Raw genomic sequence first — 15,943 nt, forward strand, 5'->3', positions numbered from 1 at the left:
TCACTTCATTTCATGCTGCTTTCGCAGTATTGCTGCGGGCGCGAATGAGAGCCGGCGTCTTGTCGTCGTATTCCTGCCTCAGCTGCAGGAGGACGATGGCTCCAATGACGAGAATCGCTCCCAGAATTTGCAAGGATGACAGGGATTCTCTCAAAAATATGTAGGAAATCACGCCTGCTGTAATGGGTTCCAATGTCGCCGTGATGCTGGCGCGGGTGGAACGGATGAGGTTGATTCCCTGAAAATAGAGGCCGAAGGGTAAAATCGTTCCCAAAACGACGATATAGAGAATCCATGCCCATTGAACGGGAGAGTAGCTTCTCAAGACGGAAGCGAAAGGTGGGGGCGCTGCATTCCATAGAGGATGCACACTGTTCCAGAAAATGGCGGCTATCAGAAGCGCATAGAAGAGCACTGTCCAGGGATCGTAGCGGCGCATCCCCCGTTCGCCGTACACAGAGTACCCTCCAAAGGCCATGGCGGAAAGGAGCCCGTAAATGACTCCCTCGCGGTTTAAAGTCAGTAGGTCAAGATTGTAGGCGCCTACGACGAGGTAACAGCCGGCGATGGCCCCCAGAATGGCCAGTACCGTGTATCTTGTCAGATTTTCCTTTGCCACGATGACGCCGTAGAGGGCAATGAGCACCGGCGCCTGATATTGAAGCAATATGGCGGCCGCAACCTTGATTTTGCTGATGGCGAGAAAATAGGTCAAATGCACCATCGCCATGCCTGCGACTCCCAGGACGACGAAATAGGCGATATCCTTGTATGAGATGCGGAGAAGGGAAGGGCGGTGTAAAAGCAGCCAGAGGAAGAGGAGAACCGATGCCAGCGTGACCCGTGCCTGGGCCAGATCAAAAGGGGTCACTCCCTGTTGAAAGAGAAACTTCGCCGATGATCCGGAAATGGCCCAAAGAAGGGCGCCCAGGGCAACATAAAGGTAACCCCGCTTGGGAATGGAAGCCGATTGATCCATGAATTCAAAGCCTTGCATTAAAAAAAGTTGTCTGTATGGATCTTCCGACGAACTGCTTTTTCAGGCATTTCGAAAAAGGAAAATCCGGCGGTTGAAACAGCGCATTGCAGCCGTATGAAAAAGTATAGAATTGAAAATGGGGAAATTCAAGGGGAGCGCCGGGTTGAATGAGAAAGGGGAGGTGCATCTTCCGATTTTCTCATTGCCATCTATCGGTGCTCTGCTAACATAATCCGAAGAAGAGCTTCAAGGCCCCATCGTTTTGCATTCTTCAGCAAAGAGGCTGCTCGGGTGACGGGGTGGATGTTTCAGGAGGGTTTTCGTTTACGAACATCTTTTTTAAGGAGGGGAAATGACGCAGTTGGCCAATCCCAGCATTGAAGAGTTGAGTCAGTTCGCCATCGATACGGTTCGGCGTGCAGGAGATGAGGCGCTTCGTTATTACGGCAAAGGCAATCCCGAGGTAAAGTTCGATGAGGCGCTTGTTACGGAAGCTGAACTCCATCTGGTTGATTTGTTCAAAAACGAGCTTCATGCACAATATCCGGAGCATGGGATTTTTGGAGATAACCTGCCCAGGGAGGACTATGTGCACGGGCAGGAAAGTTATCTCTGGATTTACGATGCGCTGGATGGTGTAGCCAATTTTCAAGCGGGAATTCCCATATGGGGCATTTCTCTTGCGCTCCTGGAGAATTTCTGGCCGGTCTTCGGCGTTTTTTACATGCCGGTGACCGGGGATCTTTTTTACGCCCATGCCGGTCAAAAGGCCTACTGGGGCCAGGAAGAGATAAAAATTCCTGAAACGGGTGAGATCAGCAATGAAAGTCTCCTCTTGACGTATTCCCGTTTCCACAATCATTACCGATCGACTTTTCCTGGAAAAATCAGAAATCTGGGATGCACTGCGGCCCACATCTGCTATGTGGCAAGGGGACGTGCGGAGGCTGCACTCCTCGCTCATGTTTCCTATCAGGATTTGGCGGCGGCTCAGATCATCCTCAAGGCGGCGGGAGGAGAAATTCGCAAGCTGGACGGAACGGAATTTCATCTCGCGGATTATCTCAACGGACAGAGGATTGAAGATCATCTCATCGCCGCGCCCCAGGGTGCCCATACATCTGTGCAGATGTACCTGCAAAAAGAAGTCTGAAGGTTCTTGTCCGATCCATATTTTTTTACGAGGCTGAGGGGTTCTTTGAAAATTCCCCCTTGAGGGGGGCAAGGGGGGTGTCAAGATTTGGCAAACCGGAAAAACATCCCCCTCCGGCCTCCTTTCATCCTCACCCGGCTTTTTGTCCATTCTTGTCCGCCAGTTTTTTTGCTTCCTCAAAGATGGCGTCCAGGTGATGTTGAGGTTCGGCCAACCGTGCTTCCAACAGTTGTGCAAATTGAGTCTTTTGCGCGGAAGGCAAACTTTCCCACAGAGCCTTGATTTCTTCCATCCTTATCGTCATTTCGTTCAGGCGTTCTTGCCATCCCGCTTTTTCCATTTTCTTCGGTGCAACTTCAGACAGGTAGGGTGGCAACTTGATGACAGAACCAATGGCGGGGACGCTGCAGGAAAATCCCAACCGCTTCTGGACCAGTGCGGCAAAACCTTCACTGACGCTTTTTTCCCCGTGGATCACGTTTACCTGCATTTTGGGATTTTCAAAGTGTTTCAGCCATCCTAGGAGGTCCCTTTGATCGGCATGGGCGGAAAAGCCGCCAATGGTGAATATCCTGGCTCTTACCAGCAGCTTTTCTCCGAAGATCTTGATGCTGTTGGCACCTTCGACGATGGCCCTTCCCAGCGTTCCCTCCGCCTGAAAACCCACAATCACCAGGGATGAACCCTTGCGCCAGATGTTGTGTTTCAGGTGGTGCTTGATCCGGCCCGCCGTACACATGCCGTTGCCCGCAATGACGATGGCCGGCCCTGGACTTTCATTTATGGCGATGGATTCCTCGGAGCTCCTGCAGAAAATCAATTGGGGAAAGTCAAAAGGATCCTTTCCACTCGCCACGATGGCTGACGCTTCTTCATCGTAGCAGGATTGCATTTTTCTAAATATTTCGGTGGCGGCAATGGCCAGCGGACTATCGAGATAAACGGGTATTGACGGAATGACTCCCTGGCGGAAGAATTCTCCCAAAACATATAAGACTTCCTGGGTCCTCTCTACAGCGAAAGCGGGGATGATCACTTTTTCCTTGTATCCGTAGCTGTAGTTGATGGCTTCAAGCAATTCTTTCTTACTTTCTTCGAAGGATTTGTGATTGCGGTTCCCGTAGGTGGATTCAATGAAAAGCGTGTCTGCATTGAATATGGAGTGAGGATCCCGGACGATGAGCTGGTCTTTTTTGCCCAGGTCTCCTGAAAAAACGATTTTGTGCGGAAGGGGACCGGGACCGGCCCAGATTTCCAGTATGGAAGACCCGAGAATATGGCCTGCATTGCGAAACCGGACTTTCAATTCATCGTGGATTTTTAGCATTTCATCCCGCGGGATCACTTCCAGATGGGGAAAGCATGCTTCTGCATCCTCCACGGTATAGAGCGGTTCCTGGTCGGGTAAACCCCGCCTGCGGTTCTTGCGCGTTTGCCAGGTGGATTCCATTTCCTGTATGTGAGCGGAATCGAGGAGCAGGATCTTGACGAGCTCTGCGGTGGGCAGGGTGGTATAGATTTTCCCCCTGAAACCGTCCCGTACGAGTTTGGGAATGCGCCCGCTGTGATCGATGTGTGCGTGTGTGAGAAAGAGAGCCGAGATGTCACGCGGATTGAAGCCCCATGGATCCCGGTTCATGTCCTCCATTTTTTTACCGCCCTGAAACAGTCCACAGTCGACCAGGTATTTCTTTCCGTTATCCAGGAGAAAACAGGAACCGGTAACACACCCTACCGCGCCCAAACAGGTGATTTGCATGAGGTGCCTTTCTCTATCAGAAGGTGACGCACAAAGAATGCAAGTTTCAAACGGGTTTCTTCCCTTAAATTTCAAACGGCCTTTTTTGTCAATGCCAATGAACTCCCATGACCGGAACGGTCACAGCGAAAAATGAAAAATAGTCAACGAGGTACAATGTCTTATGAAAAGCGGGAAGCGCTTTTGAAAAGCGATGTTATCCTCAGCCATAAGCTATGAACCATGAGCCTTTCTTATATGGACGTTCGGTTTCCGAGTTCCACATTTCCTGGGATATTCTTCTTGACAGGGGGATAGAAGAAATCCTAAAAGCATTGAATGAATAATCATTCAATGCTCTAACCTGTCGGAAGTTTAAAAAGAGACGGAATGGTATCTCTCGCTCACTCGTTTATATGAAAAAAGGCTCATGGTTCATAGCTCATAGCTCATGATAATATCGCTTCTCAAGAGCGCTTCCCGCCTTCCCTGTCGCTTTGCATTGCTTTTTTTCATTCTTCGTTGTGACCGCCCCGTCATGGGGGGTCATTGGAAAGAAGTCCCGGAGTGCCCATGCGCAATAAGAATGAAGACAAACATCAACGCATTCTCGATGCGGCCGTCAAAGTGTTTGCGCGAAAAGGTTTCTATCAATCCAAGGTCTCGGAAATAGCGAAAGCGGCGGGTGTCGCTGACGGCACCATCTACCTCTATTTCAAGAACAAGGAAGATCTTCTGATCTCTGTCTTTGAAGTGGAGATGCAGGCGCTCGTTTCCAAATTTCGAAGCGCCATTGCCGCTGAAAAAGATCCCCCCTCACAGCTCCGAAAAATCATCGCAATGCATCTCTCAGAATTGCAGGCTTATCCAGAACTGGCTGCGGTTTTTCAGGTGGAGCTCCGCCAGAGCAGCCGGTTTATGCGCGAGTACAAGAAGCTGGAACTCAAACAGTACTTGGACCTCATCGGCGGTATCATTGAAGAGGGGCAGCGCAGCGGCCATTTCCGGCAGAACCTGCCCGTCGGACTCGTGAAACGGGCCATTTTCGGTACTTTGGACGAACTGGTGTCCACGTGGGTCCTTGCGGGAAATCGTTACGACCTGGAATCCCTTGCCGATTCCGTAACGGATATTTTTCTGAATGGCATCCGGCAGGATGCTTCCCTGCCGGAAAAGAATTGAAACACGACGACAAACAATCGGGAGGGAGTGAGGATGAAGCTGCTCGTGGATGAGCGTGATGTCAAGTTTGTTCTCTATGAACAACTGCACGTGGAGGAGCTGTGTAAGCATCCTCGGTACCAGGATTTTTCAGAAGACATGTTCGACATGGCCATCGAGCAGGCAGAAAAACTGGCCGAAAGAGAATTCTATCCCACGAACAGGAAGGGAGATCTCGAGGGCTGCCGGTTCGAGGAGGGGAGGGTGATGGTGCCGGAGTGTTTTCATGAACCCTATCGGCTCTACTGCGAGGGGGGCTGGCTCGCCATCAGCGATTCCCCGGAAGTGGGCGGTCAGGGATTTCCCATGAGCATCGCCAATGCGTGCATGGAATTCTTCGGGGCGGCCAATTGGGCTCTTTTCATGTATCCGGGACTCACTCACGGGGCGGCCCGTCTGCTGGAAAACTACGGAAGTCCGAAGCTGAAGGATCTTTACCTCCACAAGATGTTTTCGGGGGAATGGGCCGGGACCATGTGTCTCACGGAGTCCGGTGCGGGAACCGATGTGGGAAACCTGCGAAGCAAGGCCTCACGCAATCCTGACGGCACCTTCAATATATCCGGTCAGAAAATTTTCATTTCCTCGGGAATGCATGATCTCACGGAAAACATCGTGCACATGGTTCTGGCGCGCATCGAGGGGGCGCCCAAAGGGGTGAAGGGCATTTCCATCTTTTTGGTGCCGCGCCTGCGCTACGATGAAAAGGGAAAACTGGTGGACAACGATGTCAACTGTGCCGGCATCGAACATAAAATGGGGATTCACGGGTCAGCCACCTGTGCACTCAACTTCGGGGAGAGGAGCGACTGCGTGGGCTATCTGCTGGGGCAGGAAAACGGGGGCATGCGCATCATGTTCGAGATGATGAACGAAGCCCGTCTTTTCGTGGGGATGCAGGGGCTCTCCCATGCCGGCACCGCCTACCTGCATGCCCTTCGCTACGCCAGGGAACGGCTGCAGGGGGCTCCCGCCGAGCGCATGAAGGATCCGGATTCCCCACGGGTTCCTATCATCCAGCATCCCGACGTGCGCCGCATGCTGATGTTCATGAAGAGCAGCACCGAGGGATTGCGCGCACTTCTCTATCTGGCCGCTTATTGCATCGACAGGGTACGCATTGCGGAAAACCGGGACGAGAAAGACGTTTTTCAGGGGTACGTGGATCTTCTGATTCCCATCTGCAAATCCATGGGAAGCGACCTGGGATTCCGCGTCTGTGAGACGGCGGTGCAGGTCTACGGTGGATATGGATACTGTTGCGAATATCCCGTGGAACAATTTCTGCGCGATTGCAAGATCTCATCCATCTATGAGGGCACCAATGGCATTCAGGCCCTTGACCTCGTGGGGAGAAAACTCACCCTAAAGCACGGGCAGCTCTTCAAGAACGCCATGCAATCCATGAGCGGAATTTTGAATAAAATAGAGAAAAATTTTCATCTGAGGGAGTTGGTGCAAATTTATAAAGAGGCCCAGGAAAGCCTGATACAGGTCACGAAGTTCTTTGCCCTCAAGGGAATGACGGACGAATTCCATATCCCCCTCCTCTACGCCAAGCCTTATCTTGATCTTTGTGGTGAGGTCACCATCGGTTTTTTGCTGCTATGGCAGGCTCACCTGGCCGACCGGAGACTGCGTGAAATCTATAAGGATCACAAGGCCGAAAATGAAGCGGCCCAAAGAAAACTTTTGGATGAAAACCGCAGTGCAGCGTTCTACTATGGAAAAACGGCTTCGGCTCGATTCTTCATTCACCAGGTTTTGACTCAGGTGGGAGGAAAAGCGCGAGCCATCATGAACAACGATAAGTCGGCCTTGGAAATACCGGAATATGGGTTTGCACTGGACTGATCCCCAAGGGCCTCGCGTGCAATGCCCTTAAAGAGTTCCACTGCCATCAACCATGAGCCATGAGCTATCAGCCATGAGCTATCAGCCATGAGCTATCAGCCATGAGCCATGAGCCTTTTTTTTTCATACAGACAAGAGGATTTCTCATGAAGTCGAGAGATGTGGTCGTTGTGGATGGAATCCGGACCGCTTTTGGACGGGCCGGCGAAAAGGGATTTTTCTGGCTCACGAGGGCTGATGACATGGTGGTGAAGGTCATTCGTGAGCTCCTGCGGCGCAATCCTCGAGTGACGACCGAAATGGTGGAGGAAAATGTCTGGGGTGCGACGACCCAGGAAGGAGACCAGGGACTGACTCTCGGACGCACATCGGCCATTCTGGCGGGCCTGCCCCCGTCCTGTTCCGGTTTTTCGGTGGACCGCATGTGTGCCGGAGGACTTACGGCCATCACGAGTGCGGCATCCGAAATTGCCCTGGGCGCCTGCGAGGTGGCCATTGCGGGAGGCGTCGAACACATGGGGCATCATCCCATGGGCGCAACGGCAGATCCCAATCCCAGATTTCTGGCGGAAAAGCTGGTTTCCGAAGATGCCCTGGTGATGGGGAAGACCGCCGAAAACCTGCATGACATGTTCCCCGAAATCACCAAAGAAATGGCGGATATCTATGCCGTGCATTCCCAGCAGAAAACCGCGAGAGCCTACCGGAACGGCAGAATCCAGAAAATGATCGTTCCTATGACCGTTTACACCCGGGAAGGGTGGATGGTGGCGGACCGGGATCAACAGCCCCGCCCCGAAACGACCCTGGAAGGCCTGGCGGACCTCAAGACCCCCTTCCGGATGCAGGGACGGGTTACGGCGGGAAATGCCTCCGGTTTGAACGACGGAGCTTGCGGTGTTCTGCTTATGAGCGGGGATAAGGCCAGAGAGCTTGGGCTGCAGCCCAAGATGCGGCTCGTAGGATACTCTTACGCCGGAGTTCCGCCGGAAATCATGGGGTATGGTCCCGTGCCGGCCACCCACAAGGTTTTTGCCCAGACAGGCCTCACCATGGATGACATGAGCTTCATCGAATTGAACGAAGCCTTTGCCGTGCAGTGCATTGTCTTCATGAAGGAGTTCGGTTTGAAATTTCCCGACGACGAGCGGCTCAATCCCCTGGGGGGGGCCATTGCATTCGGCCATCCGCTGGCGGGTTCCGGACCGCGGCTGGTGACGCATCTGATGCACCATTTCGCTGAGGCGCCCGGCGCGCGCTACGGCCTCACGGCTCTGTGCGTGGGGTTGGGGCAGGGCGCATCCGCCATTTGGGAAAACCTGCAGACCCAGGGAAACAAAACGCCAAAGGACGAGTAGAGGGGAAGACCATGGCAGAGCCGGTAACCCGTTTTTACAATCGCTTCTACGATTCACCCGTGGGAAAAATCGCCATCGTCACCATGGACAACGGTCACGATTACAAGAAACCCAACACCTTCAGCGAGGTGGCCCTGCAGTCCCTGAATGAAGCGCTGGACCAGATCCTCGCGGTGGGGGATGTGAAGGGGATGATGCTCACGGGAAAACCCTATATCTTCGCTGCCGGAGCGGATCTTACGGAAGTTCCCTTCATCACTACCTTTGAGCAGGGCTACCGGATCGGAAAATTCGGCCACACGGTGATGAAAAGGATTCGGGATCTTCCCTTCCCGACACTGGCCGCCATCAACGGTGTGGCGCTGGGAGGCGGCCTGGAAATCACTCTTTACTGCCGGTATCGGACGGTTGCACGCAGTGTTCAGGCCATTGGCTTCCCCGAATGCTTTCTGGGTCTCATTCCGGGGTGGGGAGGGTGCACTCTGGCCACGAAACTGCTGGGCCCCGATAAATCCCTTGAACTCATTGTTTTCAATGCCTTGAATCAAAACCGCATGATCGGCGGCGCCAAGGCCTATGAAATGGGACTGGCCGACAGAATTTTCGACGGGGCCGAGTTCCTGGACGAGTCTCTTCGTTTTCTGCTCGGTATCGTTTCAGGAAATGCTTTAGTGGAACGCCCTGCGGTTGAGATGGCGAATGTGAAAGAACTCGTAGGCAAAGCCCGGGAATTTGTGGAGAGCAAAGTGCACGGAGCCGCCCCCGCCCCTTACCGGGCTCTGGAACTCATCGAAGGGGCGTGCCGTTGGGATGTGGAGCGAGGTTTCGAGGAAGAAAACAAGGCCCTTGGGGACCTCATAAAATCCAAGCAGTGCAAGGCCTCCATTTACTCCTTTGACCTGGTGAACCGCTATGCGAAAAAACCCGCGGGAATTCCCGAAGCAGAGCCGAAGCCCGTCAACAAAGTGGGAATCATCGGCGCGGGGCTCATGGCGTCGCAACTGGCGCAACTTTTCATCTACCGCCTGGGTGTGCCGGTGGTGATGAAAGATGTGAAGCAGGAGCTTGTAGACAAGGGTTGCGCCCATGTTCGGAATGAGTTCCGGAAAATGGTGGAAAAGGGGCGTCTGAGCGATGGAAAAGCCTCCTATCTTTCCGGTCTGCTCAAAGGCACTCCGGATTATGCGGATTTTGCCGACTGCGATTTTGTCATAGAAGCCGTATTTGAGCAGATGGAGATCAAGAAACAGGTCTTTGCCGAAGCAGAAGCCGCGATCCGGCCGGACGCGATCCTGGCGAGCAACACCTCTTCTCTCAGTGTGACTCGGATGGCTTCAGACCTGAAGCATCCGGAACGGGTGATCGGCTTTCATTTTTTCAACCCCGTGGCGGTCCTTCCGCTGGTGGAAATCATCAAGACTCAAAAGAGCGATGAAGTGACCCTGGCAACGGCATTCGACCTTGCGAAAAAACTCAGGAAAACCGGAATCCTGGTGAAGGATTCCCCGGCTTTTCTGGTCAACAGGATCCTCACGAGAATGCTGGTGGACTGTCTCGCGCTGGTGGATGAGGGCGCCGGCTTTCGCCATGTGGATGATGCTTTGCTTGCACTTGGGCTTCCCATGGCCCCATTTGAACTGCTCTCTCTGGTAGGGCTTCCCGTTGCCCTTCATGTGATGGAAACGTTGAGCCGTGCCTTCGGCGCGGAACGTTTCCCCGTGAACGAAAACTTCAAGAGAGTGGTTGCTGCAAAGAAAGGGGGGATCTATATCCGCGAGGGCAAATCTAGCCGGGTGGATCCTGAAGTGGAGCAGATGTGGGTGAAAGCTGGGGAGAAGAAATTTTATCCCGAAGAGATTCGAGAGCGGGTTCTCTACGGCTTGGCCCGGGAGACGGATCTCATCTTGAATGAAAAAGTGGTGGGAGGTTCGAAGGATGTGGATCTTGCCATGATCTTGGGGGCGGGATGGCCTTTTTTCATGGGAGGTCTCACCATGTACCTGGATCTTGAAGGCATTACGCCCAAGGTGCTTCAGAAGGTCTTTTTCAGTTTTTAGAATGGGTTTTCCTTCTGCGCTGCAGGGACCGGGACATCAGGCTTCACCTTCCTCTTCAAGGTACTTTTTGAGTTTGAGCTGGAGCGTTCGCCGCGTGATTCCCAGACGACGGGCCGTTTCGCTCTTGTTGCCCCCTGTCTCTTTCAGTGCCTGGAGGATCATCCGCTTTTCCATTTCGGCAAGGGTAGAACCCATGGTGAGGAATCGCCCCATTTGCCCCATACTCCCGGCTGCATGGGGCGATTCCTCTTCATCTTTTAACTTCTGAATGCTCAGAGGCAGTTCTTTTTCGGAAATGTATTCCCCTCGAAGCAGAATCACCGCTCTTTCCATCACGTTTTCAAGCTCTCGCACATTTCCGGGCCAGGAATACTTCAGCAGCAGGTCCATTGCCTGTGGGACCATTCCCTTTACGGTCTTGCGGTTTTTTTCCGCGAACCCCTCCCAGAAATGCCTGGCCAGAATGGGAATGTCTTCGATCCTTTCCCTGAGAGGGGGAACCACCAGGGTCATGACGTTCAGGCGGTAGTAGAGGTCTTCTCTGAACGTACCCTCTGCAATCATTTCTTCGACGTTGCAGTTTGTGGCCGCCAGGATGCGGACGTCCACCGGGATGGACGCGTCACTTCCCACGCGCTGGATTTCCCCCTCCTGAAGCACTCGCAGTAATTTGGCCTGCATGGGAAGACTCAGCTCCCCGATCTCGTCCAGGAAGATGCTTCCTCCATGGGCCTGGGCAAAACGCCCCTGCCTTTGCCGGTTGGCCCCCGTAAAGGCTCCTTTTTCATGGCCGAAGAGTTCGGATTCCACCAGGGTTTCGGGGATGGCTGCGCAGTTGACCTCGATCAAGGGCTTTGTGGAGCGGGAACTGTTGGTATGAATAGCTCGGGCGACCAATCCTTTGCCCGTGCCGCTCTCCCCGGTGATGAGCACGGTCGCCTCGGAAGGAGCGACCAGGGCGATGGTTTCCATCATCTGTTCCATGGCGGGGCTGCGGCCCAGTATCTCTGGGGCTTGCAACCGCGCCAACTGTTGGCGCAATCCCTCGTTTTCCCGTTGCAGGTGTGTATGTTCCAGGGCCCGTTCCATCACCAGTTTAAGCGCATCGAAGTCCAGGGGCTTTGTGATATAGTCGTAAGCTCCCGACTTGAGGGCTTCTACAGCGGAAGAAATGGAGGAGTAAGCCGTCATGATGATGATGGGAATGGAGGGATTGTACTGGGATATCCCCCGTGTGGCTTCTATTCCGCCCATACGGGGCATGCGCATGTCCATCAGGACCAGGTCCACCGGGCCTTTATAGACCACTTCCAGGGCCTTCTGACCCTCTGCGGCTTCGACCACACGGTAGCCCCATTCTTCCAAAAGAGTTGCCAGCATGAGACGGTGTGCTGCGTCATCATCCACCACCAGTACCAATGCTGACAGGGATTTTGTCATTTTGTTTTCTCCTCGATAGTGATTGACCACGGTTTCTCTTTGAGGTGGATAGATTTTATACACTCGATGAGACCAGGTAAAGGAGGAAGAAGCCAAACCGTAATCGTTATGAGGTTTGTATGCATTTGCCTTTGAAATTTAAAAAAATTCTCCTTCGAGTCATCGATGGATTTTACTCTCTCATGCCACAGCCTTGTCCGGCTTCCGAAAGACTCAAGAATTGCAAAATCATATCCCATCGCGGGGAATACAATAACAGCGAAATCCTTGAGAACACGATTGCGGCGTTCGATAAAGCTCTTTCCTGCGGGATATGGGGAGTCGAATTCGATGTGCGCTGGACACGGGATTTGCAGCCGGTAGTTTTCCATGACATGGACTGTCAAAGGTTATTTGGCTCAGAGCTTGTGATCCAGCAGGTTACTTTTGCTCAACTTCAGAAAGCGTTTCCAGTGATTCCTTTGCTTGCGGAAGTCATACAAAAATTTGGCAAAAAGATGCATCTCATGGTTGAAATCAAGAAAGAGGTTTATCCGGAACCGGCCTACCAGAAGCGGATTCTCAGGGATCTTTTCTCCACGCTGGAACCTGAGAAGGATTACCACTTTCTTGCTCTTCACCCGGAAATGTTCCATGCTGTTGACTTCTTGCCCCCCTCAACCTTCCTTCCCATTGCCCGGCTCAATTTGCGTGAGCTCAGTGCAATGTCCATTCATGAAAACTTTGGGGGGATTGCAGGACATTACTCGCTTTTGACAGATGAAATGATCTCGAAGCACAAGAAGCATGGGCAACAGGTGGGGACTGGATATGTCGGTTCAAAAAATTGTCTGTTTAGAGAGTTGAACCGTGGGGTAGATTGGATTTTTTCCAACAACGCTTCCGAGATCCAATCCCTGGTCCATTCCCTTTCTGATGCAAGATGATGACGAAGCATCCCGCCTGATGGAGAAACGCCTTGTATATTCTGTGATCCGGGAAACTTCGAGTAGGGTGGAAAGATGCATTACATTATTACGCTGCAAAACGATAGCTTCGAAGATGCGAATGTGGAAATGGCGGATCGGTTGCCCCGCAACTTCCTGCTGATCAAAAACAGCATGGCCAGTGCTGTTCGATCTCTGCCTACCTTTTCATGCTTTGTTGTGGGCGTCCCAGCCATTGGGGAGTGAGCAAAAAAGACAATGGCTGAGGGACTATTTTGCTTTGAAAGGTTCCTCGCAAAGGAAGGGTTTTTGGCCGGAGCCGCTGTGGTATTCATATATTTGATCTCTGGCTTTTAAAAGAATGAGCAGCCCGTCGCACTGCACCTGGGTGTAAGCCATATCGGGTTTTGGGCATCCGAAGCTGGAGTCGGGCCAGATGACAGGGCGCATTTCCACCAGGTCGATCTCATCTATCTGGATGGATAGCCTGGCAGCCAGGTCTTCTTTGGCTTGAATCAGCATTCTATCCAATGCGGGGTTGCGGATTTCTTCAGAAGGAGAGTCTGCTTTCATGGCTTGGGTCTCCGTTAAGGGAGCGGTTGCTGTTTGAGGGCCGGCCCCGGACGGTTGGGTGACGAGGTAGTAGGCGGACCGTGTCCAACCGATCATACCTATGGCGATAATCAATCCTGCCAGGATGAACATCCACTTTTGCTTCATGGTTTGTCCTGTTCCAAACGAATGTCGAAATTGTGAGTTGGTGCCGGCATCCAGCGTATCGCAGTGGGAAAAACTTATTCGCTTATGCGACGCATTTTGCCCGGTTCCTGTCCCTTCCAGGAGTAATAGACATTTCCTTTTTCTGCGAATATCCTCACTCCGGTATCCGAAGAAATTTCATTTCCATTGATCGTCCATGCTTTCCAGCCGAGATAACGTTTCTTTCCACCTCGAGTGATGCGATCGAAGTAGAGTGCGTATTTGTCTCCATGTTTGGTGAGCCAATATTTGACGGGGTTGGAGTCTGACTGTCCCGTTTCTGTGGTTCGCACGTAGACAATCTGCCATCCCCCCAGGAGTAGGGGATCCGGCGGGCTTACCACGTCACAGAAAACCGTCGGTTCCCCATGGGGTTTCGACGCGCTCATGGTTGCACAGCCCGCCAGTACAACGAAGAGAGTGATCAGAATGAAGTTTTTTTTCATTTGTGCCCCCTTTATTGACTATATTTTACCATAACGAGGCAACGAGCGGTTTAAAAGCTACATTCATCCCCTCGCAGGGTGGGTAAAGTCTTCTCCTTGCCCATCGCAACGACGCCGGATCCCCTCCCGGTGAGCAGCACTGCACTTTTGTCCATCGGGAGAGGATGAAAGTCCGCCGTGCTCTAGAAACCCACGTTGGGGCATGCTTTCAACGCTTCCTGGATGTCTTCCGCGGAATACTCCTCATCTTTAAGATCACCTCTCAGATACGTGTCATACGCACCGAGATCCAGGAGTCCGTGTCCTGAATAGAGGAAAGTGATCACGGTGCCGGGAGCCGCATCACGTGCTATGTCGATGGTTGCCTTAATGGCATGGGAGGTTTCCGGTGCCGGCAGGAAACCCTCCGTTTGCAGGAAGAGCATGGCTGCTTCAAACACTTCCGTCTGATAATAAGCTCTGGCTTCCACCAGTCCAAGCTTGGCAATATGGCTGAGTATGGGGGATTCCCCATGATAGCGCAAGCCGCCGGAGTGAATGGGAGGTGGAAAGAAGTTATGGCCAAGGGTATGCATTTTGAGCAGGGGAGTCAAACGGGCAACATCCCCGTAGTCATAGCGATATTCGCCTCGCGTGAGGGTAGGGCATGCCTGGGGTTCCACCGCGACGAAGCGCATGGGCTTTCCTGAAAGCTTGTCGGGAACGAAGGGCAGAACCAGGCCTGCAAAATTGCTTCCCCCTCCAACGCATCCTATGAGAATGTCCGGTTTTTCTCCAGCCATTTCCAGCTGCTTTTTGGTTTCCAGCCCTGTGATGGTCTGGTGCAGGATAACGTGATTGAGAACGCTCCCCAACGCATACTTGGTGTCGCCGCGCGACACCGCATCTTCTATGGCTTCGGAAATGGCGACTCCGAGGCTTCCACCGCAATGAGGGTCCGTCTCGAGGAGGTGACGGCCAAAACGGGTACGCTCCGAGGGAGACGGAAAAACTTCCGCTCCGTAGGCCCGGATGAGAATACCCCGGTAGGGTTTCTGCTCATAACTGCAGCGAACCATGTAGACTGTGCACTGCAGGCCGAACATCTTGCAGGCAAAGGAGAGTGCCGTGCCCCACTGTCCCGCACCTGTTTCCGTAGAAATGCGCCTGACCCCTTCCGTCTTGTTGTAGTAGGCTTGGGGAATGGCTGTATTGGGCTTGTGCGAACCGGCAGGGGAAACGGATTCGTTCTTGTAATAAATTTTAGCCCTGGTGCCTATGGCTGCCTCCAGTCGATGTGCGCGAACGAGTGGAGTGGGACGGTAAAGGCGGTATACTTCCATGACGGGCTCGGGGATGGGAACCCAGGGCATGGAAGAGACTTCCTGTTCGATGAGGGACATGGGGAAGATCGGCGCCAACTGCTCCGGTTCGATGGGTTCGAGGGTCTCCGGATGCAATGGGGGCGGCAAGGGTTCCGGAAGATCGGGAAGCACGTTGTACCATTTGTTGGGCATTTCGTTTTCCGGCAGGATAATTCGATGATTCATAAAGCGGCCAACCTCCTGACTGTGAGTTTAAAGACTTGGGGTTGAAGGGTCATTGGTATAAGATCCATCAAATCGGCATCGTCCATAAAATTTGAAAAAGGCTCATGATTCGTAGCCATGGCTCACGATAACATCGCTTCTCAAGAGCGTTTCCCGCTTTCCCTATTGCCTTGTAGCTCACTGCCTTTTTTCATTTTTCGTTGTGACCGTTCCGGTTATGGGAGTTAAAAAGAGAACTCACGGCAGAAAAATCAACGCAGGATCAAGCGATCATAGTTGTCGCAATTTTCTTTTTGCATTGATGCAAAACTTCTCTCATGTGCATGTTATAAAATCAATATAAAAACCGCAACGATCGAGTGATTAAATGAGGAAACCGAAGACAACTTACTAAAAATACTATAATCGGAATGAGTCGGAAATATTTCTCTATTGCCCTTGACGAAAAAAATTCAAAAAGACCAGAATGGAGAAGTGTGGAGT

General features: G+C 52.5%; 13 protein-coding genes. 7 read left to right on the plus strand and 6 right to left on the minus strand.

Annotated elements, in window-relative coordinates; all coding sequences use genetic code 11:
* Positions 1-10: 10 nt before the first annotated feature.
* The gene (locus tag QMG16_RS02745; protein WP_281792135.1) at positions 11-979 is read right to left on the minus strand and encodes a DMT family transporter; all 969 of its coding nucleotides are present in this window, start codon (positions 977-979) and stop codon (positions 11-13) included.
* A 352-nt stretch (positions 980-1,331) separates the two neighbouring features.
* Here QMG16_RS02745 and QMG16_RS02750 point away from each other — a divergent pair, with 352 nt between their 5' ends.
* On the plus strand, positions 1,332-2,132 hold the full coding sequence (locus QMG16_RS02750) for an inositol monophosphatase family protein (RefSeq protein ID WP_281792136.1): 801 nt from the start codon (positions 1,332-1,334) through the stop codon (positions 2,130-2,132).
* 130 nt (positions 2,133-2,262) lie between these two features.
* Here the strand turns inward: QMG16_RS02750 and QMG16_RS02755 are convergent, their stop codons facing one another.
* On the minus strand, positions 2,263-3,891 hold the full coding sequence (locus QMG16_RS02755; protein ID WP_281792137.1) for an MBL fold metallo-hydrolase RNA specificity domain-containing protein: 1,629 nt from the start codon (positions 3,889-3,891) through the stop codon (positions 2,263-2,265).
* A gap of 552 nt (positions 3,892-4,443) precedes the next feature.
* Here QMG16_RS02755 and fadR point away from each other — a divergent pair.
* From fadR to QMG16_RS02775, 4 genes are all read left to right on the plus strand, one after another.
* Entirely contained in the window at positions 4,444-5,052 is a 609-nt protein-coding gene (gene fadR / locus QMG16_RS02760; RefSeq protein WP_281792138.1) for a fatty acid metabolism transcriptional regulator FadR, read from the plus strand.
* A 33-nt stretch (positions 5,053-5,085) separates the two neighbouring features.
* On the plus strand, positions 5,086-6,945 hold the full coding sequence (locus QMG16_RS02765) for an acyl-CoA dehydrogenase (RefSeq protein ID WP_281792139.1): 1,860 nt from the start codon (positions 5,086-5,088) through the stop codon (positions 6,943-6,945).
* A 146-nt stretch (positions 6,946-7,091) separates the two neighbouring features.
* Positions 7,092-8,303 carry a thiolase family protein gene (locus tag QMG16_RS02770; protein ID WP_281792140.1) on the plus strand — a complete coding sequence of 404 codons (1,212 nt, stop codon included), beginning with the start codon at positions 7,092-7,094 and terminating at the stop codon, positions 8,301-8,303.
* 11 nt (positions 8,304-8,314) lie between these two features.
* Positions 8,315-10,360: a 3-hydroxyacyl-CoA dehydrogenase NAD-binding domain-containing protein gene (locus QMG16_RS02775; protein ID WP_281792141.1), complete on the plus strand. Its 2,046-nt coding sequence runs from the start codon at positions 8,315-8,317 to the stop codon at positions 10,358-10,360.
* Positions 10,361-10,396: 36 nt separating this feature from the next.
* Here QMG16_RS02775 and QMG16_RS02780 read toward each other — a convergent pair whose 3' ends face one another.
* Entirely contained in the window at positions 10,397-11,800 is a 1,404-nt protein-coding gene (locus QMG16_RS02780) for a sigma-54-dependent transcriptional regulator (RefSeq protein ID WP_281792142.1), read from the minus strand.
* A 182-nt stretch (positions 11,801-11,982) separates the two neighbouring features.
* Between QMG16_RS02780 and QMG16_RS02785 the strand changes: the two genes are divergently transcribed.
* Together QMG16_RS02785 and QMG16_RS02790 are read left to right on the plus strand one after the other, a co-directional pair.
* Positions 11,983-12,726, plus strand: a complete 744-nt coding sequence (locus QMG16_RS02785; RefSeq protein WP_281792143.1) for a glycerophosphodiester phosphodiesterase — start codon at positions 11,983-11,985, stop codon at positions 12,724-12,726.
* Positions 12,727-12,801: 75 nt separating this feature from the next.
* Positions 12,802-12,972 carry a hypothetical protein gene (locus QMG16_RS02790; RefSeq protein WP_281792144.1) on the plus strand — a complete coding sequence of 57 codons (171 nt, stop codon included), beginning with the start codon at positions 12,802-12,804 and terminating at the stop codon, positions 12,970-12,972.
* Between the two features lie 24 nt (positions 12,973-12,996).
* Here QMG16_RS02790 and QMG16_RS02795 read toward each other — a convergent pair whose 3' ends face one another.
* The 3 genes from QMG16_RS02795 to QMG16_RS02805 all read right to left on the minus strand — a co-directional run bounded on the left by QMG16_RS02795 (position 12,997) and on the right by QMG16_RS02805 (position 15,460).
* Complete coding sequence (locus tag QMG16_RS02795; protein ID WP_281792145.1) at positions 12,997-13,446, minus strand: DUF8738 domain-containing protein; 450 nt, start codon at positions 13,444-13,446, stop codon at positions 12,997-12,999.
* A gap of 74 nt (positions 13,447-13,520) precedes the next feature.
* Positions 13,521-13,931 (minus strand): hypothetical protein, encoded by a 411-nt coding sequence (locus QMG16_RS02800; protein ID WP_281792146.1) that lies wholly within the window; start codon positions 13,929-13,931, stop codon positions 13,521-13,523.
* A 182-nt stretch (positions 13,932-14,113) separates the two neighbouring features.
* On the minus strand, positions 14,114-15,460 hold the full coding sequence (locus tag QMG16_RS02805) for a TrpB-like pyridoxal phosphate-dependent enzyme (protein WP_281792147.1): 1,347 nt from the start codon (positions 15,458-15,460) through the stop codon (positions 14,114-14,116).
* Positions 15,461-15,943: the final 483 nt, after the last annotated feature.

Source organism: Desulforhabdus amnigena (assembly GCF_027925305.1).
Taxonomy (GTDB): domain Bacteria; phylum Desulfobacterota; class Syntrophobacteria; order Syntrophobacterales; family Syntrophobacteraceae; genus Desulforhabdus; species Desulforhabdus amnigena.

Excerpts from the sequence above, each read along its gene's own strand:
- QMG16_RS02745 (WP_281792135.1), bottom strand. The coding sequence starts at position 979 with ATGGATCAATCGGCTTCCATTCCCAAGCGGGGTTACCTTTATGTTGCC.
- QMG16_RS02785 (WP_281792143.1), top strand. The coding sequence starts at position 11,983 with ATGCCACAGCCTTGTCCGGCTTCCGAAAGACTCAAGAATTGCAAAATC.
- QMG16_RS02795 (WP_281792145.1), bottom strand. The coding sequence starts at position 13,446 with ATGAAGCAAAAGTGGATGTTCATCCTGGCAGGATTGATTATCGCCATA.
- QMG16_RS02780 (WP_281792142.1), bottom strand. The coding sequence starts at position 11,800 with ATGACAAAATCCCTGTCAGCATTGGTACTGGTGGTGGATGATGACGCA.
- QMG16_RS02790 (WP_281792144.1), top strand. The coding sequence starts at position 12,802 with ATGCATTACATTATTACGCTGCAAAACGATAGCTTCGAAGATGCGAAT.
- QMG16_RS02775 (WP_281792141.1), top strand. The coding sequence starts at position 8,315 with ATGGCAGAGCCGGTAACCCGTTTTTACAATCGCTTCTACGATTCACCC.
- QMG16_RS02805 (WP_281792147.1), bottom strand. The coding sequence starts at position 15,460 with ATGAATCATCGAATTATCCTGCCGGAAAACGAAATGCCCAACAAATGG.
- QMG16_RS02770 (WP_281792140.1), top strand. The coding sequence starts at position 7,092 with ATGAAGTCGAGAGATGTGGTCGTTGTGGATGGAATCCGGACCGCTTTT.
- fadR (WP_281792138.1), top strand. The coding sequence starts at position 4,444 with ATGCGCAATAAGAATGAAGACAAACATCAACGCATTCTCGATGCGGCC.
- QMG16_RS02755 (WP_281792137.1), bottom strand. The coding sequence starts at position 3,891 with ATGCAAATCACCTGTTTGGGCGCGGTAGGGTGTGTTACCGGTTCCTGT.
- QMG16_RS02800 (WP_281792146.1), bottom strand. The coding sequence starts at position 13,931 with ATGAAAAAAAACTTCATTCTGATCACTCTCTTCGTTGTACTGGCGGGC.
- QMG16_RS02750 (WP_281792136.1), top strand. The coding sequence starts at position 1,332 with ATGACGCAGTTGGCCAATCCCAGCATTGAAGAGTTGAGTCAGTTCGCC.
- QMG16_RS02765 (WP_281792139.1), top strand. The coding sequence starts at position 5,086 with ATGAAGCTGCTCGTGGATGAGCGTGATGTCAAGTTTGTTCTCTATGAA.